Source organism: Methylotuvimicrobium alcaliphilum 20Z (assembly GCF_000968535.2).
GTDB classification, from domain to species: Bacteria; Pseudomonadota; Gammaproteobacteria; order Methylococcales; family Methylomonadaceae; genus Methylotuvimicrobium; species Methylotuvimicrobium alcaliphilum.
The window spans coordinates 3,891,891-3,913,773 of sequence record NC_016112.1 but is presented as its reverse complement, the minus strand read 5'-3'; the positions used below and the strand labels follow the sequence as shown (position 1 = coordinate 3,913,773).

The window sequence follows — 21,883 nt, the reverse complement described above, 5'->3', positions numbered from 1 at the left end:
GTCACTCGCCCGACAGGGCGCCGTGAACCCAGCACCTAAATTTTTCAAGATAGTTAACCATAGCCAATGGACTATGGAATTTAGGTGCTGGGTCAATACGTCCTTGTAGGCTCGACGGCGGAGTCTGATTGCCATGGGTGGCGTGAATGCGGATTTTGCAGGAGCAAAAATCTGCCCTGCCGCCGACGCCTGACGGTCGAGCAACCGCACCCTCTTCGGAATCGGCATTTTCATTGCTGAGCTTTGTATATCGAAAAATCAGATAAAGAGTCCAAATTTACGAGCTTTCACACTAACTATTGAATATAAAACGTATTTGTCGTATGTCCATCCATCGGAGAAAATCCAAACGATGAATTTAAGTCGCCGTGAGTTTTTACAAGCGCTTACGATAACGCTGTTATCCTCGAATTGTTCGACACAAAGGCGATTCGACGATTTCGACATCGAAGGCCTATATTCGGCACAGTCCTTCGGCAATGTCAGATTGCTGCATTTTACCGATTGCCATGCGCAATTGCTTCCTGTTTATTATCGGGAGCCTTCGAATATTCTCACCGCCGGCGAAAGTCATGGGCGCGCGGTTCCTTTAAGCGGGCAGGCATTGCTCGATTATTACCGGCTAAAATCCGGCAGCCCTGAAGCACATGCCTTCACGCATTTACACTTTACCGAATTGGCCGAAATTTACGGAAAAATGGGCGGTTTCGCGCACTTGGCGACATTGATCGAGCGGCTTCGGGGAGAAAGCGGTCCAGGCAACACCTTATTGCTCGACGGCGGCGACAGTTGGCAAGGTTCGGCTACGGCATTGTGGACGCAAGGGCTAGATATGGTGGCGGCCTGTAATCTCTTGGGCGTCGACGTAATGACCGGACACTGGGAATTTACTTACGGCAGTAAGCGTGTATTGGAAAATCTCAAACAGTTTAACGGCGAGTTCGCCGCGCAAAATATTGCGTTGACCGATGCGTCCCGATTCGACAGTGATGACGATAACCCGACTGTGTTCAAACCCTATGTCATTAAAACCTTGCAACACGCGCGAATTGCCGTCATCGGACAGGCGTTTCCATACACGCCGATAGCCAACCCCAGACGCTTCATCCCGGATTGGCAGTTCGGCATTCAAGAATACAATTTGCAAGGAGTTATCGACCGGATCAAAACCGATAAAGCTGCCGATGTCATCGTACTGCTGTCTCATAACGGCCTCGATGTCGATTTGAAATTGGCGTCGAGAGTCAGTGGGCTGGATATTATTTTAGGCGGGCATACGCACGATGCCTTGCCCAAACCAATCTTGATCGATAATTCGGGCGGCAAGACTTGGGTGAGCAATGCCGGCAGCCATGGCAAGTTTTTGGCGGTGTTGGATTTGGAGGTTGGTAAAGGTCGACTGAAAGGCTTGAATTATCGTTTATTGCCGGTATTCTCGAATCTATTACCGCCCGATCCTAAGATGCAACAATTGATTGAAACCGTTAGAAAACCTTATGTCGATCAATTGACTCATCCATTAGCGACCGCCGACCGACTCTTGTATCGGCGCGACCGTTTTCACGGTACCTTCGATCAATTAATTCTCGATGCCTTGCTTGAAGTTAGTGGTGCCGAGATCGCCATGTCGCCGGGGTTCCGCTGGGGCAATACGTTACTGCCGGGGCAAACAATTACGCTGGAGGACGTGATGAATCATACGGCGATCACTTATCCAGAAACTTATATGCGCTCCCTATTAGGACGAGAAATCAAAGCGACTCTCGAAGATGTTGCGGATAATCTATTCAACAAAGATCCGTATTATCGTCAAGGCGGCGACATGGTGCGCGTCGGCGGCCTTCGTTTCAATTGCGATCCGAACGCGGAAATCGGCCGTCGTATCTCCGGGCTTAGAATTCCGGACGGAAAGTCGCTTGATGCCGATAAAACTTACAAAGTTGCCGGTTGGGCCGGTGTCGGCGAGCCGTCTTCGGGAAAGCCGGTTTGGGAGGTTGTTGTCGAGTATTTGGTGAAAGGTGAAAGGTGAAAGGTGAAAGGTGAAAGGTGAAAGATGAAAGATGAAAGGGGGGGATTTTCTTTTTTCGTGGCTCTTGCTTTCCGAGACCCGCCGCGCGATTCGAACTGGAGCCAATTGCAATCGATGCGAGCCATGGACAGCTATATAGTGCTTTCGCTTAGTACCTCGAGTTAGGTGTGGCCTTTGTTATTCTTTGAGGTGTTCTAGTCTTCAATGGGCCTATTAGGCATGGGCTTTTACTCCCTTTATACTCAAAAATGGTTAACTTTATGAAGGTATGGGGTGTGGCTAGCTAGGATGTCGGCAGCAGGGCAGATTTTTGCTCCTCGGCAATTGCTGAGTTACATGGATGTAATGAATGCAGAAAATGCAGGAGCATTTTTCTGCCCTGCATTGCCCTAATACACGCCATCCCTGGCGTTCGAGCGCTGCCGTCAAGCCCCCCATGGAGGGGTTTACCCAGCACCTAAATTCCATAGTCCATTGGCTATGTTAACTATCCGGGATAATTTAGGTGCTGGGTGGACGGCGGCCCTCGATAGAGACGCTCCATGCCTTTTATTCTTCGACGGTTTTTCAATCATCAAAAGGGAGTATGCACATTGTTCTATCTTGGCTTTAATTTGGCCGGTAAGGCGGATTTTAAATACTGATACGTCTTCAATTACGCATGTAAGTCATTGATATCATAATTTGACCGCATTCTGTATAAAAATTGGCCAATTTAACAAAGTTGTAATAAACATGCGACTTTATCGTCTCAGTCTTCAAGATATGCACAAAGTTATCCACAGGTTTTGTGGTTAACGATAACCCTCTAAAAATTTTCCTTCATGTGGGTAAAGCCTTTGCCGCACACCCTGCGCCTCCTCAGGCACTGCCGAAATTTGAAGTGCGAAAAGTATAATATCCTTAAGTTCTTCAGGAGCTTCATGGTTAAACTACCGAATTTAGGATTATGCTTTATGCTCGGTTCCACCTGTTTTCATTATTTATGCATTTCCTCTTTGAATAACTGATCTATTTTTCGTGTGGTGTCTTGATAGACTTCCGGTGCTTCAACTGGCTGCGGAGTGTATAGCGCCGGTTCGGGCTCAAAGACGGGCTCTGGTTCCGGGGCTTGGACGATGGGTTTCGGTTTCGGTGTGCACTGATAGAGACGGTAAGCTTCGCCGTAGGTCGTATCGATGTCGAAATCATCCCAAACATAGAGAGGATAAGCGATGGGTTTGGTCGGAAGCGGAATCGTTACCAAGTCGGCGATGCCGACGCCTATCCGGCCTGCCATGTTGACGATGCCTTTAAAAAGGCCTCCGGTGAAGCCGTAAAAGACGTTGCTTTGATTCGATGTGTTGATGACATTCTTCGGTAATTCAAGTATTGAGCCGCCCAGATTACCGAAAGCATTAAGCGCTTTATGGCCGACTATTTCGCCATAGCTGCCGCAAACGCGGGGATGGGTGTTTTGAGCCTGAGACTCGGGCGCGAAGGCAGTCAAAAAACTGACCAGTAGCACTGGGATCATGGTGCGATTAGATGATGTCATAGCAAATCCTGCCGGTTGATTTAATTTTTCGCTTCAGTATAGCAGAGGATTTAAAGTTTATTTTTTCAACGCTTTGGCTAATGCGTCGGCCATCGCGCCCTGAGGCCTCGGTGCTTGCCGGGGTTGTTTGGCAGGTTTGCGGGGTGAAGGTGCCGGCTTTATTTCCGTGTTGGATTCTTCCTTTTTCATGGTTAGCGAAATGCGTTGTCTGGGCACATCGATTTCTAATACTTTAACCTTGACCATGTCGCCTGTTTTGACCACATCGCGAGGGTCTTTGACGAATACATCGGCCAAATGCGAAATATGCACCAGACCGTCCTGGTGTACGCCTATATCGACAAAAGCGCCGAAGTTCGCGACATTAGTCACGACACCCTCGAGCATCATTCCGGGTTTCAGATCGGTGATTTTTTCGACACCTTCTTTGTATTGCACGCTTTTGAATTCGGGGCGCGGGTCGCGTCCCGGTTTTTCGAGTTCTTGCAAAATATCGGTTACGGTCGGCAGGCCGAAGGTTTCATCGGTGTAGTTGGCCGGGTTCAGTGAACGTAGATAGGCACTTTGGCCAATCAAGTCGCGAACCGATTTGCCGGTGTCGCCAATGATCGTTTCGACGACAGGATAGGCTTCGGGATGCACGGCGGAAGCGTCGAGCGGATTGTCGCCGTTCATTACGCGTAAGAAGCCGGCCGCCTGTTCGAAGGCTTTGTCGCCGAGGCGTGGAACTTTTTTCAATTGCTTGCGATTTTTGAACGGCCCGTTTTGATCGCGGAACGCGACGATGTTTTCGCTCACGCTGGCCGATAAGCCGGATACCTGCTTGAGCAATGCGACCGATGCGGTATTGACGTCGACGCCGACCGCGTTGACGCAGTCCTCGACGACGGTGTCGAGCATGCGCGCCAGTTGCGCTTGATTGACATCGTGCTGATATTGGCCGACGCCGATCGATTTCGGATCGATCTTGACTAGTTCGGCGAGCGGGTCTTGCAGGCGTCGCGCAATCGAGACCGCGCCTCTGAGCGAGACGTCGAGATTGGGGAATTCCTTTGCGGCCAGTTCCGATGCCGAATAAACCGATGCGCCGGCTTCTGAAACAGTCAGTTTGGTGACTTTCAGTTCCGGATGGCGCTTGATCAGATCGCCGACCAGTTGATCGGTCTCGCGCGAGCCGGTGCCGTTGCCGATGCTAACCAAATCGACTCGATGTTGTGCGATCAGTCGGGCTAATGTGTCGATAGACTGATCCCATTGATTGCGCGGTTGAAGTGGATAGGTTGTTTCGGTTGCAAGCAACTTTCCGGTTGGGTCGACGATCGCGACCTTGACGCCGGTTCGGATGCCCGGATCGAGGCCCATCGTGGCCTTCGGGCCGGCCGGTGCGGCGAGTAACAAATCCCGCAAGTTGTTTGCGAATACCCTGATCGCTTCAAGTTCAGCGGCTTCGCGAAGACGCAGTTTCAAGTCCAAGTCGATGCGTGTGAATAATTTGATTTTCCAAGCGAAGCGTGCAGTCTCTGCGAGCCAGGCATCGGCCGGTTTGGATGTGTCGGTGATATTTAAGCGTTTCGCGACGAATTGTTCGCACAGTAGGTGTTCGTCCTTGTCTTCCAGGGCTGGTTTCAGGCTGATGCTGAGCAAGTCTTCGTTGCGGCCTCGAAATAAGGCGAGCGCGCGGTGCGATGGAATCTTGTTGATCGCTTCCTGATAATCGAAGTAGTCCTTGAATTTAGCGGCTTCCTGTTCTTTACCGGCGACGACGGCCGAGTGAATGATGCCTTTTTGCCAGATGCGTTCGCGCAATTCGGAGAGCAGTTCGGCATCTTCGGAAATGCGTTCCATGATGATTTGGCGCGCGCCGTCCAGTGCGGCGGCGGTATCGGGAACGCCTTTATCTTGATCGATATAGCTAAGCGCGACTTCATTCGGGATGAGGCTGCGGTCGTCCAGTATCGCATCGGCCAAGGGTTCGAGGCCGGCTTCGCGCGCAATCTGGGCTTTGGTGCGGCGTTTCGGTTTGTACGGCAGATAGAGATCTTCGAGCAGCGTTTTGGTGTCGGCATCGAGGATAGCTTTTTCCAAATCGGGCGTCAGTTTGCCTTGCGATTTAATGCTTTCGAGAATGGTTTCGCGCCGGTCGTTCAACTCGCGCAAATAAATCAGGCGTTCTTCCAGGTTACGCAGTTGCGTGTCGTCAAGGCCGCCGGTGACCTCCTTGCGGTAACGTGAGATGAAAGGCACGGTCGCGCCTTCGTCCAATAATGCAATAGCGGCGTTGACTTGTTTCGGGTTGACGGCTAATTCTTCGGCGATGCGTTGTGTGATGTCCATATTTTGGTGAATAGTGAATCGTAAAAAGTGAATGGATTGGTTAAGATTCGGTTAGTTTCCAACGAACGGTTTTTTTGCCTTAGCGCAGGATTGGCTGAACAGAGTGAAATCCATCGACAGCTTTCGGTCGATGGATTTTATTTTTAATCTGTCGATACCACCGCTTTGGCTTGCAGATCGGCGTGATAGGACGAGCGGACCAGCGGCGCGCTGGCGACTTGCTTGAAGCCGAGTGCGTAAGCCGTTTCGGCCAGTTCGTCGAATTCCTCGGGCGTCCAATAGCGCTTGACCGGTAGGTGATCCTTGCTGGGCGGTAGGTATTGGCCCAGTGTCAACATTGAACAGCCGTGAGCGATCAAGTCTTTCATGACTTCGACGACTTCGTCGTGCGTCTCACCGAGGCCCAGCATTATGCCGGACTTGGTCGGCGTTTCCGGGCGGACTTCGTGATAACGTTTGAGTAGATCGAGCGAGCCTTGGTAATCGGCGCCCGGTCTCGCTTCTCGGTACAGTCTCGGAACTGTTTCCAGGTTGTGATTGAACACATCGCAAGGCTCTCGGCTCAGTATGTCGACGGCCTTGTCGAGTCTGCCTCGGAAATCGGGTACTAAAGTTTCGATTTTGGTGTGCGGCGATTCGCTACGGATTGCGGCGATACAATCGGCGAAGTGTCCGGCGCCGCCGTCTCGCAAATCATCGCGGTCGACTGAGGTAATCACGACATACTTCAGCTTCATTGCCTTGATTGTCTGCGCCAAATGTAGCGGTTCGTTTTGATCGAGGGGTTTTGGTTTTCCGTGCGCAACGTCGCAGAAAGGGCAGCGACGAGTGCAGAGATCGCCCATGATCATGAAGGTCGCGGTGCCGTGGCTGAAACATTCGCCGAGGTTAGGGCAAGCGGCTTCTTCGCAGACCGTGTGCAGATTGTTTTCGCGCAATAGTTTTTTGATGCGGTTGATTTCTTCGTTCGCCGAGACTTTAATGCGTATCCAATCAGGCTTGCGAAGCGGTTCTGCAGCCGGTTCGACTTTGACCGGGATTCGAGAGAGTTTGACGGAGTTGCGTTGATGCGACTCCGGCGTGTTTCGTGAAGGGGCTTGTAAAGTCATCGTGATATTGCCTGAGTGATGGCGTGAGCGACCGGCACGGCCAGTTCGCTAGTTTCGATTTCGATGCCGAAGTCGGCTAACTGCGTGACTTGCATGCCGGCGTAGCCGCAAGTGTTAATTCGGTCGAACGGTCTTAAGTCCATGCGGTTATTCAAGCTAAGTCCGTGATAGCTGCAGTTTTTTTTTACCCGTAGTCCGATGGAGCCGATTTTTTTGTCCGCGACATAAACGCCGGGTTTATCGGCTTGCGACGATGCTTGGATGCCGTATTGGGCCAGCGTTTCTATAATTGCTTGCTCGAGCGTCGTGACCAGTGCTCGGATACCCAGGCTCAAGCGCTTGATGTCCAGCAATGTATACAGTACCAGTTGTCCCGGGCCGTGGTAGGTGATCTGGCCGCCTCGATCGGTTTGTACGACGGGAATATCGCTGGCTTGCAAGAGGTGTTCGCGTTTGCCGTTCAAACCGAGCGTATAAACCGGTGGGTGTTCTACGATCCACAGTTCGTCCGGAGTATGGGGGGCGCGTTGCTGCGTGAACGTTTGCATGTCGCGCCAAACCCCTTCGTAGGGTTGCAGACCGAGGTTGCGGATCGCCAGTGTCATCGTGTTATCTTATGCAATGGAGCGCTGATTATAGGGATAGGAATTATCGCCGATATTCTTCATTATCACTGCCGTCAATGATACTTCATGGAAAGTCTTCATTGGAAAACGTGATTCGTTTAGCACTATAAAGCCATCAACACGAGCGGCGAGTCGGTTAAATCCTGATAAATCGCATCCAGTTGTTGTTTGCTGGTCGCGGTGATAGTGACGGTTACTGAAGTGTACTTTCCGCCTTTACTGGGGCGCGATGTGACTGCGCCTTCGTGAAGGTCGTTGACATGGCGCCGAATGATTTCGACGACATGAATATCTAATTCAATGCTGTTCATGCCCATCGCTTTAATTGGAAAGCGGCAGGGGAATTTCAGTATATCTTCTTGTTCGCTCATGATTGGGCTTTCTTGAACTCTTGATAAAGTTGATGCATTTTTTGCCAAACCGGTCCCGGTTTACCGTCCGAGACCGGTTCCGAGTCGAGTTCGACGACCGGAATAATTTCGCGGGTCGAGCTGGTAAGCCAGATTTCGTCGGCGGTTTTCAGGGCTTCGAGCGAAATAATATCTTCACTATAGGGAATGTCATTGGTCCTCGCGAGTTCCAGAATGACATCGCGGGTGATGCCGGGCAAAATTTCTTCGCCTTTCGGCGGCGTCACCAGAATGCCATCGAGGACTGCGAAAATATTGCTGGCCGCCCCTTCTGTCACGTAGCCGTCTTTGACTAATATCGCCTCGGTACAACCTTGATCGACCGCATTTTGTCTAAGCAAAATGTTGGCTAGTAAGGTAATCGCTTTGATATGACATAATGCCCAGCGGGTGTCGTCGAGCGTGATGGCTTTGACGCCACTATCGCGGCCGCTTAAGGGCACGATAGGCGAGCACATGGCGAACACGGTTGGTTCGATATGCTCGGGGAATGCATGGTCACGTTTCGGCGCTACGCCGCGCGTGATTTGCAGATAAATGTATTGATCCTGTCCCGGTTCGAGTAGCGGCTCTAAAATACCGGCCCATTGCTCGCGGCTGTGAGGGCTATTTAGGCGAATGCTTTTCAGGCTGGCTTCGAGACGGTCGATGTGTTCCGGCAGGCGGAATAAGCGCCCGGCATAAGCCGGAATGACTTCGTAAATGCCGTCGCCGAATAAAAAGCCGCGGTCGAGCACTGAGATTTTGGCTTGATCGAGCGGAAGATACTGGCCGTTTAAATAAACTGTCGGGTTATCGCTCATTTTTTTATTTCACCAACATGAGAACAGTGTCGTAAAGTTTGCGCACTAAGTTGCCTTTTTCTACGGTAGTTAGTGCGATTAGATTCTTTTCCATTAATGGTTCGCCGGCCAGTGTCACACTAACGGTGCCTAAATTGTCGCCTTGGTTGACCGGTGCGATGATTTTTTGTTCAAAATTAATGACAGCCTTCAAGTCTTCGTAATGGCGGCGTGGGATCGTGACATAAAGATCTTCGGCTAGGCCTAAAGACAAGTTTTTATCCGCACCTTTCCAGATGCGGGTTTCGGTCAAGGCTTCATTGCCTTTGTAAAGTCGATGGGTTTCGTAGAAGCGGTAACCGTAATTGAGCAAAGACTGGTTTTCATTGGCGCGGGCGCGTTCGCTTTTCGTTCCCATGACTACAGAGATCAGGCGCATGCCATCGCGAACCGCCGATGCGACTAAGCAGTAACCGGCCGCTTCGGTATGGCCCGTTTTGACGCCGTCGACGCTTGGGTCGCGCCAAAGAAGCTTGTTGCGATTGCGTTGGGTAATTTTATTGTAGGTATATTCTTTTTCCGAAAACCACGCATAGTAGTCAGGGAATTCACGAATCATTGCGCGAGTTAGAATAGCCAAGTCTTGCGCGGTCGTGTAATGGTCGTCGTCGGGCAGTCCCATGCTATTGACGAAATGGCTGTTTTTCATGCCGAGTATGGCGGCTTGTTGGTTCATCATTTCGGCGAAAGTGGCTTCGTCTCCGGCGACATGTTCAGCTAGTGCGACGCTCGCGTCATTCCCCGATTGGATAATGATACCTTTGAGTAACTCTTGGACCGTGACTTGTTTGTTGACTTCGATAAACATGCGCGAGCCTGGGGTGCGCCAGGCCTTTTGACTGACCGTGACATTTTCGCTAAGGCTCAGGTGGCCTTTACTCAATTCGGTGAAGACGACATAAACGGCCATGATTTTGGTCAGACTGGCGGGGGGGAGCTTGACGTCGGCATTGTTTTCGCCCAGCACTTTGCCGCTATCGGCATCGAGCAAAATATAACTACTTGCGGCGACACCCGGCGGCGAAGGAATCATGATCGGATCGGAAGCCGCGTTTGCCGTTTGCAATAAGCTAAAAAATAGATAAACAATCAGGCTGAGGTAAACTTTTGAGGAGGTCATTATTCGCGGTGTGGGCATGCAAAAACAGAAGCTCATATTGTAACAGTGATTAGTTAATTTCCGATGCTTTCGACGATATACCGTGTTTGATCGATGCCGATTTCATTCAGTTTGGCGTTTAATCGCTCGGCGTCTTCGGCGGATTTTAACGGGCCGATTTGCACTTTGTGAAGCGTCGTTCCGTTTTGAGTAACGGGTTTAATTTTGGGTAGCGGCAGGAGGCTGTGTTCGGCGATTTTTTTACGTAAAGCTTGAGCATTGGCTTCATTACCAAAAGCACCCAGTTGGATATAGATGGGGGCTTGTGGACCGCTTTCAGGGAGGGAAGGGGCTGCGACTGGGGCGTCCGGTAAGCTGGCGCTTATCTTTGGCGTTTCCGGGTGCTCGGCAATCGCACGGCTGAGCTGATAAACCGCCATTGCGTAAAGCGGACTGTGATTATAGCGAGTGATAACATAGAAGTTATCCAATCCTAGCCAAAGCTCCTGTCCTTGTTCGAGTTCAAAGGTCAGTAATTTAGCCTTTATATCCGCAGTGAGCGTTTGTTGAGGTTTGACTTGCAGCGCTTTTAACTGCGAGATAGTGCGGTCAGGCTTGATATCGCCCTGCAGTGCTTGCCGGTAAGCGTTTCCTTGTGCGCTCGCCCGAAATGCCACCGGTTGGTCTCGTTGCCAGTGATGTTTGAAAAAATAATTACCGACACTGGCTATCGCGTCCGCCGGGTTATTCCAAATGTCCCGTTTTTGGTCTTCTTCAAAATCAGCCGCATAAGCTCTGAAACTACTGGGCATGAATTGCGGAATGCCCATTGCGCCGGCATAGGAACCGGTCGGCTGCAGCGGATCGATTTTTTCTTCGCGGCACAATAGCAAAAAGTTTTCGAGTTCGCTGGTGAAAAACGGGCTGCGTTTCGGGTAATTGAATGCGAGAGTCGACAATGCATCGATCACGCGATAGCTCCCCTTGTTGGCGCCGTAGGAGGTCTCGACGCCGATGATCGCGACAATGATTTCCGGCGGAATGCCGTATTTTTGCTCAGTGGCGGATAAGGCGGCAGCGTTATCTTTTAGAAATTTTACGCCGCCTTCGATTCGCGCCTCGGTCATGAATATTTTTCGGTATTTATACCAGGGCATCGCCTCGGCTGGCCGTGTGATCGCTTCGATGATGCGCGGCTGTAATTCGACCGATTGAAACAAGCGATAGAGCTCGTTTTTGCTGAAGTTGTGTTTGTCCGACATTGTGCGAATGAATGCCGACATGTTTGCGGGTAGGCCGCTAGTCTTCGATACGGCCGCGGCGGTTTCGGCTGAATAGCTGTTGCCGGCGCCCAGCATTAGTGTGCTGCCGAGGAATAAAATTGTTAATGGATGTAGGGTCATCGTTAGGTCGGTAAGAATTTTTTATGGGTGTGTATGGACATCAAGATACCGAATCCGGCCAGCAAGGTAACCATTGAGGTGCCGCCGTAGCTGATCAGCGGTAACGGAACACCGACAACCGGAAGGATGCCGATGACCATGCCTATGTTAACAAAGACGTAGACAAAAAAGGTAAAGCTGAGGCTTCCCGCCAATAAGCGGCTATAACTGTCTTGCGCTTGTATTGAAATATACAGGCAACGACTGATAATGACAATGTAGAGCGCGATTAACACAAGGCAACCGGAGAGACCGAATTCTTCGGCAAATACTGCGAAAATGAAGTCGGTTGAGCTTTCCGGCAGAAAATCGAGTTGGGCCTGGGTACTGCCTTGCCAGCCCTTGCCGAAGATGCCGCCGGAGCCGATGGCTATTTTCGATTGGATGATATGATAGCCGCGTCCGAGCGGGTCGGCTTCCGGGTCGAGAAAGGTCAAAACCCGGGCGCGTTGATAATCGCGCATAAAATGCCAAATAATAGGAGTCAGCGAGGCAATGCTGATGCTGATGCTGATGATGAATCGCCATGATAGTCCGGCAAAAAAAATGACCGCGGCTCCCGAGCTGAACACCAATATCGAGGTGCCGAGATCGGGTTGCTTTGCAATCAATAGCGTCGGCAGCAGGAGCAACAAGCCTGCGATACCCATTTGTTTCCACTTCGGGGGCAAAGTGTTTTCCGATAAATACCAGGCAATCATCATCGGTGCGGTAATCTTAAGCATTTCCGAGGGCTGAAAGCGAAAGAAGCCTAAGTCGAGCCAACGCTGTGCGCCTTTACCGATTTGTCCAATGATTAGTACGGCAACCAGCAAGGTTACGCCGATTCCGTATAGAATCGTCGAATAGCGTTTGAATTGATAAGGATTAATATGCGCAAGTACGATCATCAGGACAAAGGCAATCAGCATGCGGGTGGCCTGACGGATCAAGATGTTGGTATCTTGTCCGCTAGCGCTATACAAAATTAGAAAGCTTAGGCTAAGAACTAGCAGTAAACATATCAGCAAGGGAATGTCGATATGCAGTTTTCTCAATAGATTGCCGAGGAGCGAGTGCGGCACGAATTGTTCACTGCGCGTTTCGGTCTTCATCGCTGGGTTCCTGTAAATATTGACGAATGATTTTTCCGGCTATCGGTGCCGCAACCGAGCCGCCATGACCGCCGTTCTCGGCAATGACGGCAACTGCGATTTGTGGGTCGTGAGCCGGCGCGAATGCCATGAATAAAGCATGATCGCGTAGTTTAAAAGCGATTTCGTTTTCGTTATAGCGCTTTTCTTGTTTGACGGTAAAGACCTGGGCCGTGCCGGTTTTGCCGGCAATTTGATAATCGATGCCCCGGCTGATGATTCTGGCCGTCCCCCTAGCGCTATGTACGACATTGATCATGGCAGAGACGACCGCGTCGATATTTCTAGGATTTAGCGCGAGAGTGGTTTCCGGTTTGGCTTCGGCGGGTTTCAGAGTACCATTCTCGGTAAACGAGCCTACTAAGTGCGGATGGACGACCTTGCCTTTATTAGCCAGCGTAGCAGTAGCTCGAGCTAATTGCAGCGGCGTGACCTGAGTATAACCTTGGCCGATGCCGGTAATAACCGTTTCGCCGGGATACCAGGATTGATTACGGGCTTTGCGCTTCCATTGTTTAGAGGGTTGTAGGCCTGATAGTTCGCCGACTAGGTCGATGCCGGATTTTTCTCCGAAGCCGAACTTCGTGAAAAAACGGTGGATGTTGTCGATGCCGAGCGATAAAGCCAGGCTGTAAAAGTAAACATCGCAAGACTGCACGATTGCGAGATTAAGATCCACCGTACCATGGCCTCCTCTTTTCCAATCTCGGTATTTATGTTTGACATTGGGAAGTTGAAAATAACCGGGGCAATAAGTCTTTTGGCCTGGGTGGGTCACTTGATATTCAAGCCCTGCCAAGGCCATAAAAGGCTTGATTGTTGAGCCGGGCGGGTATTGACCTCTCAGCGCTCGATTAAACATCGGTTGGGCATCCGAGGTTTGCAGTTCTTTATAAGATTTACTGTCGATGCCGTAGACGAACGGATTCGGGTCGAAGCCGGGGCGACTGGTAAATACCAAGACGCCGCCGGTTTTTATCTCGATCGCCACGACCGCCCCGTTATAAATATCGAGTGCATCATAAGCGATCTTTTGTAGATCGATATCGAGGGTTAGGTGTAGGTTCGATCCCGCAGTCGGATCGACTGTTTTTAAAGTACTGATCGCTCGAGATTGCGCGTTGGTTTCTATTTCGGCATAGCCGGCTTTGCCGTGTAGTTCGGTTTCATAAGCTAATTCGATCCCAACTTTCCCGACATGGTGAGTGCCGCGATATTCGGAGACCGGGAGCGTTTTTAATTCATTTTCATTGATGCGGCCAACATAACCGATGACATGTGAAGTTAGAATGTCGTAGGGGTAGTGCCTGACCAAACGAGCATGAATATCGACACCGGGAAAATAAGGTCTAACTGCAGCAAACTTGGCGATTTCTTCCTCGGACATGCGCAATAATAGCGGTGTGCTGGTAAAGCGTTTTTCGCGTTTGCGCAATTTTTGGTACTGCTCGATTTTATCTTCGGGAATGTCCAGTAATTCTTGTAATCGTGCGAGCGTATTGTCGAGATTTTTGATTTGTTCGGGGATCAATTCAAGGCTGTATGTTGGAACATTATCTGCCAACACCCTACCTTTTCGGTCGAAGATGATGCCGCGGGTCGGTGGCAGCGGCGATATTTTAATGTGATTGTTTTTTGCTAGGGTCGCGTAATGTTCGTGACCGACGATCTGCAAGTAAACCAAACGGACGATTAAGCCGATCGACAGCAGTAGAATGAAGATCATCGCGACAATGGCGCGTCCCGTAAAAATGCGGTTTTCCTCCGCCGGGTTTTTTATGGTGTAGGTGCGAGGCATGAGACGAACGACTCAACGAATGCGTCGGTAGAGCCGTATTGCACGCAAAGAAAAAAAGACTAAAGGCCAGAAAAGGGTGCCGGTTAGTACGGGTAACCAAAAAGTGTACGAAGCGCGTGCGATAGTTTGGCTATCAGTGATCCAGAAAATCAAAAATTGAGATACGAGAAGGCAAAAAAAGATAAATAGGCCTTGTTGCAGAATCGGGTATTGTCTGAGTCGCTTGTGTAACCTCAAACACAGGAAGGCAACTAGCGAGTTGATGAGCGCATTCAAGCCTAGCATTCTACCGGTTAATACGTCAGTCAGTAAGCCGATGGTCCAAGCGCTAAATATGCCGACTCGTTCGGGTGCTGCCAGTACCCAGTAAATAACTACGAGTAATATCCAATTGGGATTGAATGGCGCCATAGGTTGAGGCCAGGCGGCAATATTCAGGCTCATGGCAAATATGATCGAGAGAAGATAGCGGCCGTAGCCGAAAGTATTATTCTTCGGCATGATTTTCATCCGCTTGTTCTGTTTCTTGAGTTTCCAGCGGGATAGGCGCTTCGCTTTTCCATACGATTAACAATTCCCGGCTTCGATTTAATTGCGCCTTAGGGGTTGCGTATATTTCGGCAAAAGGTTTGTTAGGCTGGGGGATTATTTTTTCGACGACAGCAACAGGATAGCCTTGCGGAAAAATACCGCCTAGGCCTGAACTAATCAGTAGGTCGCCTTCCTTGATGTCGGCGTTATTCGCTAAATAAGGCAATATTAGCCTATTGATTCGCCCGCTGCCGACTGCGATCGTACGTAAGCCGTTGCGATTGATCTGTACTGGAATTGCATGGCCGGGATCGGTAATTAACATGATCTCGGAGTTAAGCGGAAGCGCACGGTATACTTGGCCGACCACGCCATATGCATCCAAAACCGCTTGTTGAGCATGTACGCCGAACCGCGTTCCTTTATCGACGACGACGACATGTTCGAAAGGCGCTAGGTTGACGGATAATAACTCGGCCACCAGTACCTGTTCGCCCAGTTTAAAGGATTTTTCCAGTAATGCCCTTAGCCGGATATTTTCCTTCTCCAGGGCTTCATATTTAAGCAATTGGGATTTGTAAATCAATTGTTCTTGGCGTAGCTGTTCATTTTCTTCTTTTAAACTATAAAGTGATTTTATCGATTCTACCGTTTCTTTTGAGTGATGTAGAGGCCAGTCCGTAATCGATTGAATCGGATAGGTAATCATTGATAGTACGCTGCGAAGTTTGTCCAGTTGCGAGCTTTTGCGTTCAGCGACCAGAAGCGCGATTGAAGCCACTACCGCCACCAGCAGTCGCGTATTAATCGAAGGGCCGGTGGCAAATAAAGGATTAATAACGATTACCTCGAAAATGAACCGTACAGGAAAAGATAATTCGCGCGGCCATGTTTGCGGGTTTTTGGCGAGCTCTTTTGTTCGATAGTATTGCCATAAAAGCTAGCTACATGCATGACCGCGCGATGTATATCCCATAGCGGACAGAATATTATTTGGATAGTTCGATTGCGTATCATTCGAATCGACACTCTATCCGTGGAAATTGTTTTAGTAAGGGCTTCGTGATAATAACGTCCAGTAACTATGAGCTTTGTTGAGGGTTCGGTAGCTCGATTGGTAGGCCAAGCGAGTTACCGAACCCTCCAAAAATAGGGAAGTTATTTACGACCAAATTCTAAGCTATTCAAAGCTTCGATTCTGCCGAGTCAATCGGCGTGGCGAGTATTGTTTTACGGTTGAAGTTATTCTAGCGAAAATGCGCTAGGGCCTTTTTTATCCAGCATTTCCAAAACGATGCCACCGCCTCGAGCCACGCAGGTTAGAGGGTCGTCGGCGATATAAACCGGTAGTCCGGTTTCTTCTGCGATCAAACGATCGATATCTTTGAGCAATGCGCCGCCGCCGGTCAGAACGATACCTCGATTCGCGACATCGGCGCCGAGTTCCGGAGGAGTTTGTTCCAGTGCGACTTTAACAGAACCGACGATGCCGGACAAAGGGTCTTGAAGTGCTTCCAAAATTTCATTACTGTTTAATGAAAAGCTGCGAGGTACGCCTTCGGCGAGATTGCGCCCTTTAACTTCGATTTCTTTGACTTCGCTGCCTGGGTAAGCGGCGCCAATTTCATGTTTGATTCGTTCGGCGGTGGCTTCGCCGATCAATGTGCCGTAATTACGGCGGACATAATTGATGATCGCCTCATCGAAACGATCGCCTCCGATTCGCACCGATGCCGAATAGACAATACCGTTCAATGAGATGACCGCGACTTCCGATGTGCCCCCGCCTATATCGAGGACCATCGAGCCTTGGGCTTCATCGACGGGGAGTCCCGCTCCGACTGCAGCCGACATGGGCTCCTCGATCAAATAAACTTCACGGGCGCCGGCCATCGAGGCGGATTCTCGAATCGCTCGCCGTTCCACTTGGGTGGAGCCGCATGGGACGCAAATCAGGATACGAGGGCTAGGACGTAGAAGTTTATTTTCGTGAACCTTTTCGATGAAATACCGCAGCATGCGTTCAGTAACTGCGAAATCGGCAATCACGCCATCTTTTAAAGGACGAATCGCAGTGATGTTGCCGGGGGTTCGGCCTAACATCATTTTGGCTTCCATACCTACCGCCGCGATGGTTTTAGCTCCGCGAATTTTGTCTTCCTTGATGGCCACAACCGAGGGCTCGTTTAATACGATTCCTTTTCCCGGAACGTAAATCAAAGTGTTGGCGGTTCCTAAATCTATCGAGAGATCGTTGGAAAAAAGGCCGCGTATTCGTTTGAACATTTATTAACCTGTATCCTGAGCGAATAAATTGTATTACTTTATCAATCAAGCGGGTAATTGAGCAAGATATAAAGTATTATACTTAACGCAATTTAAAATTCCGTTTCATTTTTTGCCTGTCGCCGCACTGTAATTAAAGGCTTTCCCCTGCAAGGGGAGGCGATAAGTCGAGCATTGATTTATAAGGCAACGTGCACAGGACGTTGCAGTCACGCGTCTTTAGGATTTCGTGAAAAATAACTTCCTGGAACTATGAGTTTTGTAGCAGGTTCGGTAACTCGTTTACAGGACGTCGTAAACCCAGCACCTAAATTCCATAGCCTATTGGCCATGATTGATTACATATACCTTTCGTACTTCAAATTTCGGCAGTGCCTGAGGAGGTGCCGGGGTGTGCGGCAAAGGCTTTGCCAGCATGGAGCTGGCATAGAGCCTACAGGGATGTATTCACGGCGTCCTTTGACGGACACCCCGGTGCCGAATTTTGATCTACGATGAGTATAGATAATTTAGGTGCTGGGTAATACGTCCGTGTAGGCTTGACGGCGGTGACTGATTGCCAGGGATGCATGAATGCAGATTTTGCTGGAGCAAAAATCTGCAAACGCCATGGATGGTGTGAATGCAGATTTTGCAGGAGCAAAAATCTGCCCTGCCGCCGACACCTGTCAATCGAGCAACCGAACTTGCTTACTTCGCATTAAAAATGTGGAAGTTATTTATGACCGAATTCTTAGCAATCAATGCTCGGCACCAAATAGCAAGCTCATGCTGAATAGTTACCCAAAAAATTATGAAACGCTCGGATTTTGAGTTGCGAATAGTCATGTTTTCGGATTGATGATTAATGGAGTTGTAAAATGTCTTTAACGACTGACGATGTAAATAAAATCGCGCATTTAGCAAGGTTGGGCGTCGATACTCAAGATGTCGACACTTATGCGCATGATTTATCGGGGATACTCGATTTGGTTACGCAAATGAGCCAATTAAATACCGAGGGAGTTGCTCCCATGGCGCATCCGATGGAGCAAGGCCAGAGGTTGAGACCGGATCGGGTAACCGAAACGAATATGAGAGAAAAATTTCAAGCGATTGCGCCTCAAGTCGAAGCGGGATTGTATTTAGTCCCTAAGGTGATCGAATGAAGGATGGGGAAAGGCTATGAATAATAAAACCATCGCCGAACTAGCTAGAGGCTTGCGTTCCGGCGAATTTTCCAGCGTGGAGTTGACGCAAGACTATTTAGAGCGGATTCGGCAGTTCTCGGCTCTCAATGCATACGTTACCGTGACGACCGAGCAGGCGCTTGCCCAAGCAGAAGCCGCGGATAAACGGTTAGCGGCAGGAACGGCCGATTTATTAACCGGAATACCGGTGGCGCAAAAAGATATCTTCTGCACCGATGGCGTTAAAACGTCTTGCGGTTCGAAGATGCTCGATAATTTCATCTCGCCGTACAATGCAACTGTCGTCGAAAAACTCAATGCAGCCGGCGCAGTGATGCTCGGTAAATCGAATATGGACGAATTTGCAATGGGCTCGTCGAACGAAACCAGTTTTTATGGTTCGGTACAAAACCCTTGGAATGTTTCGTGCGTTCCGGGCGGTTCTTCGGGCGGGTCGGCCGCGGCGGTTGCCGCAGGACTCACGGCAGGCGCGACAGGTTCGGATACCGGCGGTTCGATACGTCAACCGGCGGCTTTCTGCGGTATTACCGGATTGAAGCCGACTTACGGGCGCGTTTCCCGATATGGCATGATTGCCTATGCCTCAAGCCTCGATCAAGGCGGTCCGATGACGCGTACTGCCGAGGATGCGGCTATCATGTTGCAAGCGATGGCCGGTTTCGACGAGAAGGATTCGACTAGCGTCGATATGCCAGTCCCTGATTATTCGGCCGGACTGAATCAGCCGTTAAGCGGTTTGAAAATCGGTCTGCCGAAAGAATTTTTCGGCGAAGGGTTGGGCGGCGAAATCGCAGCAGTCATCGAAACAGCCGTCAATGAATATCGCAAATTGGGTGCCGAGGTTAAAGAAGTCTCGATGCCGAATCTGAAACATGCGATTCCGGCTTATTATGTGATCGCGCCAGCTGAATGTTCGGCAAATTTATCTCGTTTCGACGGCGTTCGTTTCGGCTACCGTTGCGACAATCCGGCCGATTTGGCCGATTTGTATACGCGCTCGCGCGGCGAAGCATTCGGCAAGGAAGTTAAGCGCCGTATCTTGATCGGAACCTATGCCTTGTCGGCCGGTTATTACGATGCCTATTATTTAAAAGCTCAAAAAGTCAGGCGTTTGATCACTGATGATTTCAAAAGCGCATTGGCCGAGGTTGATGTGCTGATGGGCCCTGTATCGCCGACGGTGGCGTTCGGTCTCGGCGAAAAAACCGGTGACCCGATTCAAATGTATTTGTCCGATATTTATACAATCGCGGTCAATCTGGCAGGTCTTCCGGCCATGTCGATTCCGGCCGGTTTCGTTGACAATAAACCGGTCGGTTTGCAAATCATCGGGAATTATTTTGCCGAGGACCGGTTGTTGAATGTAGCCCATCGTTATCAGATGAATACTGACTGGCACAAACAGGTGCCGAAAGGGTTCGAATAAGAGGTTGGATATGGCCAAGGTTACCGAATTGTCGCAATTGGATATGAACGGGAGTTACAGCTACGCCGATTATTTGACGTGGCGTTTGGATCAAACGGTCGAGTTGATCAAGGGCAAGATCTTTACGATGTCGCCGTCGCCGAATGTCAAGCATCAGCGGATTTCTCGCAATCTTTTCAAGCCGATCGTTAATTATATGGCAGATAAACGCTGCGAAGTCTTTTCGGCCCCGTTCGACGTCAAGCTTTACGATCGCCGCAAATCGAAATTGAGCGACCGCGAAGTTTTCAGTGTTGTACAGCCCGATTTGTGCGTGATTTGCGATAAAAACAAATTAACCGAGCAAGGCTGCGACGGCGCGCCCGACTGGATCATCGAAGTGCTTTCTCCGGGTAATAATAAGAAGGAACTTCGCTTCAAATACGATCTGTATCAGGAAAGCGGCGTCGGTGAATACTGGTTGGTGTTTCCGTATGAACGCGCCGTGCAGCAATTCGTGTTGGACCGGGATGGCGAAGCCTATCGGCTCCACGCTCTCTATGCAGGCGACGAAACGGCGCAGCCCTATCTTTTGCCCGAACTAAAAATCGATTTGGCCGAAGTTTTTGCCGAATAAATCAATAAGGAACTAGCAATGAATTCACAATGGGAAGTCGTCATCGGGTTGGAAATTCATGCACAACTCGCGACAAAATCCAAAATTTTTTCAGGCGCATCGATAGCCTACGGCGCCGAACCGAACACACAGGCTTGCGCGGTCGATTTAGGCTTGCCCGGCGTGTTACCGGTGTTGAATCAAGAGGCCGTGCGCATGGCCGTCAAATTCGGTCTCGCGATCGAGGCGGAAATCGCGCCTTACTCGGTCTTCGCGCGCAAAAATTATTTTTATCCGGACCTGCCGAAAGGTTATCAGATCAGTCAGTTCGAGTTGCCGATCGTCGGCAATGGGCACCTGGATATCGACCTCGATGGCGTAACGAAACGCATCGGCGTGACGCGCGCGCATTTGGAGGAAGATGCTGGTAAATCCTTGCATGAGGATTTTCACGGCCTAACCGGCATCGATTTGAATCGTGCCGGCACGCCATTGCTGGAAATCGTTTCGGAACCCGACCTGCGTTCGGCGAAAGAAGCGGTCGCCTATATGCGCAAGCTGCACGAACTGGTGCGCTATCTGGAAATCTGCGACGGCAACATGCAAGAAGGCTCGTTCCGTTGCGATGCAAACGTTTCGGTGCGTCCGAGAGGCCAAGCGGAATTCGGCACGCGCGCCGAGATCAAAAACATCAACTCGTTCCGCTTCGTTGAAAAAGCGATTAATCACGAAATCGAACGCCAGATCGATCTGATCGAAAGCGGCGGCAGGGTCGTTCAGGAAACGCGGCTTTACGATGCAAACAAAGATGAAACCCGCTCGATGCGAGGCAAAGAAGAGGCGAACGACTATCGTTATTTTCCCGACCCCGATTTATTGCCGGTCGAGATTACCGAAGCCTTCAAAGACGAAGTGCGCGCCACTTTACCGGAATTGCCCGATGCGAAGAAACGGCGTTTTATCGAGCAATACGGTCAGGACGATGAGAGTGCGGCTACGCTGACTTCGTCGAGGCAATTGGCCGATTATTACGAAGCATTGGTCGAAGCGTCCGGCGGCGAAGCGAAGATATGTACAAATTGGGTAACCGGCGACGTGCTCGGCGCTCTGAACAAGGCCGGGTTGGAAGTCGGTCAATGTCCTGTCGATGCCGAGCGTTTGGCGGGCTTGTTGAAACGTATCGCCGATGACACGATTTCGGGCAAAATCGCAAAACAAGTCTTCGAGGCGATGTGGCAAGGCCAAGAAACGGCCGATCAAATCATCGAAAGCCAAGGCTTAAAGCAAATTACCGATACCGGCGCGATCGAGGCGATCATCGATAAAATCATCGCCGACAATCCAGGGCAAGTCGAACAATACCTCGGCGGTAAGGATAAAGTCTTCGGCTTTTTTGTCGGCCAAGTCATGAAGGAAATGCAGGGTAAGGCGAATCCGGCCGAGGTCAATAAGATTTTGAAAACTAAGTTGAAAAGGTAAGGTCTATGGATGGGCGG

19 protein-coding genes are annotated in these 21,883 nt (G+C 50.1%); 6 read left to right on the top strand and 13 right to left on the bottom strand.

What is annotated here, in order from left to right:
- Positions 1 to 352 precede the first annotated feature (352 nt).
- Entirely contained in the window at positions 353 to 2,029 is a 1,677-nt protein-coding gene (gene soxB, locus MEALZ_RS16615) for a thiosulfohydrolase SoxB (protein ID WP_014149815.1), read from the top strand.
- A gap of 979 nt (positions 2,030 to 3,008) precedes the next feature.
- On the opposite strand, the gene MEALZ_RS16610 is transcribed toward soxB, so the two are convergent.
- The 13 genes from MEALZ_RS16610 to MEALZ_RS16550 form a co-directional block, all read right to left on the bottom strand.
- A complete protein-coding gene (locus MEALZ_RS16610) occupies positions 3,009 to 3,566 on the bottom strand; it encodes an exosortase system-associated protein, TIGR04073 family (RefSeq protein ID WP_014149814.1) in 558 nt (185 codons plus the stop codon).
- A gap of 57 nt (positions 3,567 to 3,623) precedes the next feature.
- Positions 3,624 to 5,900: a Tex family protein gene (locus tag MEALZ_RS16605; protein ID WP_014149813.1), complete on the bottom strand. Its 2,277-nt coding sequence runs from the start codon at positions 5,898 to 5,900 to the stop codon at positions 3,624 to 3,626.
- 143 nt (positions 5,901 to 6,043) lie between these two features.
- A complete protein-coding gene (gene lipA / locus MEALZ_RS16600) occupies positions 6,044 to 7,009 on the bottom strand; it encodes a lipoyl synthase (protein ID WP_014149812.1) in 966 nt (321 codons plus the stop codon).
- Entirely contained in the window at positions 7,006 to 7,614 is a 609-nt protein-coding gene (lipB, locus tag MEALZ_RS16595) for a lipoyl(octanoyl) transferase LipB (protein ID WP_014149811.1), read from the bottom strand. The genes lipA and lipB overlap by 4 nt, the downstream gene beginning before the upstream one ends.
- Positions 7,615 to 7,739: 125 nt before the next feature.
- Positions 7,740 to 8,006, bottom strand: coding sequence for a YbeD family protein (locus tag MEALZ_RS16590; RefSeq protein ID WP_014149810.1), 267 nt, complete (start codon positions 8,004 to 8,006; stop codon positions 7,740 to 7,742).
- Complete coding sequence (locus MEALZ_RS16585) at positions 8,003 to 8,848, bottom strand: D-amino acid aminotransferase (RefSeq protein ID WP_014149809.1); 846 nt, start codon at positions 8,846 to 8,848, stop codon at positions 8,003 to 8,005. The genes MEALZ_RS16590 and MEALZ_RS16585 overlap by 4 nt, the downstream gene beginning before the upstream one ends.
- 4 nt (positions 8,849 to 8,852) lie before the next feature.
- Positions 8,853 to 10,007 (bottom strand): D-alanyl-D-alanine carboxypeptidase family protein, encoded by a 1,155-nt coding sequence (locus MEALZ_RS16580; protein WP_014149808.1) that lies wholly within the window; start codon positions 10,005 to 10,007, stop codon positions 8,853 to 8,855.
- Between the two features lie 53 nt (positions 10,008 to 10,060).
- Positions 10,061 to 11,389 carry a lytic murein transglycosylase B gene (mltB, locus tag MEALZ_RS16575; protein ID WP_014149807.1) on the bottom strand — a complete coding sequence of 443 codons (1,329 nt, stop codon included), beginning with the start codon at positions 11,387 to 11,389 and terminating at the stop codon, positions 10,061 to 10,063.
- Positions 11,390 to 11,391: 2 nt separating this feature from the next.
- Positions 11,392 to 12,522 (bottom strand): rod shape-determining protein RodA, encoded by a 1,131-nt coding sequence (rodA, locus tag MEALZ_RS16570; protein WP_014149806.1) that lies wholly within the window; start codon positions 12,520 to 12,522, stop codon positions 11,392 to 11,394.
- On the bottom strand, positions 12,500 to 14,359 hold the full coding sequence (gene mrdA, locus MEALZ_RS16565) for a penicillin-binding protein 2 (protein WP_014149805.1): 1,860 nt from the start codon (positions 14,357 to 14,359) through the stop codon (positions 12,500 to 12,502). Before mrdA ends, rodA begins: the two co-directional genes overlap by 23 nt.
- Before the next feature lie 12 nt (positions 14,360 to 14,371).
- Positions 14,372 to 14,860 carry a rod shape-determining protein MreD gene (mreD, locus tag MEALZ_RS16560; RefSeq protein WP_026130175.1) on the bottom strand — a complete coding sequence of 163 codons (489 nt, stop codon included), beginning with the start codon at positions 14,858 to 14,860 and terminating at the stop codon, positions 14,372 to 14,374.
- Positions 14,847 to 15,734, bottom strand: coding sequence for a rod shape-determining protein MreC (gene mreC / locus MEALZ_RS16555; protein ID WP_046061220.1), 888 nt, complete (start codon positions 15,732 to 15,734; stop codon positions 14,847 to 14,849). The genes mreD and mreC overlap by 14 nt, the downstream gene beginning before the upstream one ends.
- 398 nt (positions 15,735 to 16,132) lie before the next feature.
- Positions 16,133 to 17,176, bottom strand: coding sequence for a rod shape-determining protein (locus MEALZ_RS16550; RefSeq protein ID WP_014149802.1), 1,044 nt, complete (start codon positions 17,174 to 17,176; stop codon positions 16,133 to 16,135).
- A gap of 573 nt (positions 17,177 to 17,749) precedes the next feature.
- On the opposite strand from MEALZ_RS16550, the gene MEALZ_RS16545 reads away from it, so the two are divergent.
- From MEALZ_RS16545 to gatB, 5 genes are read left to right on the top strand one after another with little or no spacing between them, the layout of a single operon-like run.
- A complete protein-coding gene (locus MEALZ_RS16545) occupies positions 17,750 to 17,989 on the top strand; it encodes a hypothetical protein (RefSeq protein WP_046061219.1) in 240 nt (79 codons plus the stop codon).
- Positions 17,990 to 18,036: 47 nt separating this feature from the next.
- Positions 18,037 to 18,324, top strand: coding sequence for an Asp-tRNA(Asn)/Glu-tRNA(Gln) amidotransferase subunit GatC (gatC, locus tag MEALZ_RS16540; protein ID WP_014149801.1), 288 nt, complete (start codon positions 18,037 to 18,039; stop codon positions 18,322 to 18,324).
- 16 nt (positions 18,325 to 18,340) lie between these two features.
- Complete coding sequence (gene gatA / locus MEALZ_RS16535; RefSeq protein WP_014149800.1) at positions 18,341 to 19,792, top strand: Asp-tRNA(Asn)/Glu-tRNA(Gln) amidotransferase subunit GatA; 1,452 nt, start codon at positions 18,341 to 18,343, stop codon at positions 19,790 to 19,792.
- A gap of 10 nt (positions 19,793 to 19,802) precedes the next feature.
- Positions 19,803 to 20,408 (top strand): Uma2 family endonuclease, encoded by a 606-nt coding sequence (locus MEALZ_RS16530; RefSeq protein WP_014149799.1) that lies wholly within the window; start codon positions 19,803 to 19,805, stop codon positions 20,406 to 20,408.
- 18 nt (positions 20,409 to 20,426) lie between these two features.
- Positions 20,427 to 21,866 carry an Asp-tRNA(Asn)/Glu-tRNA(Gln) amidotransferase subunit GatB gene (gatB, locus tag MEALZ_RS16525; RefSeq protein ID WP_014149798.1) on the top strand — a complete coding sequence of 480 codons (1,440 nt, stop codon included), beginning with the start codon at positions 20,427 to 20,429 and terminating at the stop codon, positions 21,864 to 21,866.
- The last annotated feature ends 17 nt before the right edge of the window (positions 21,867 to 21,883 follow it).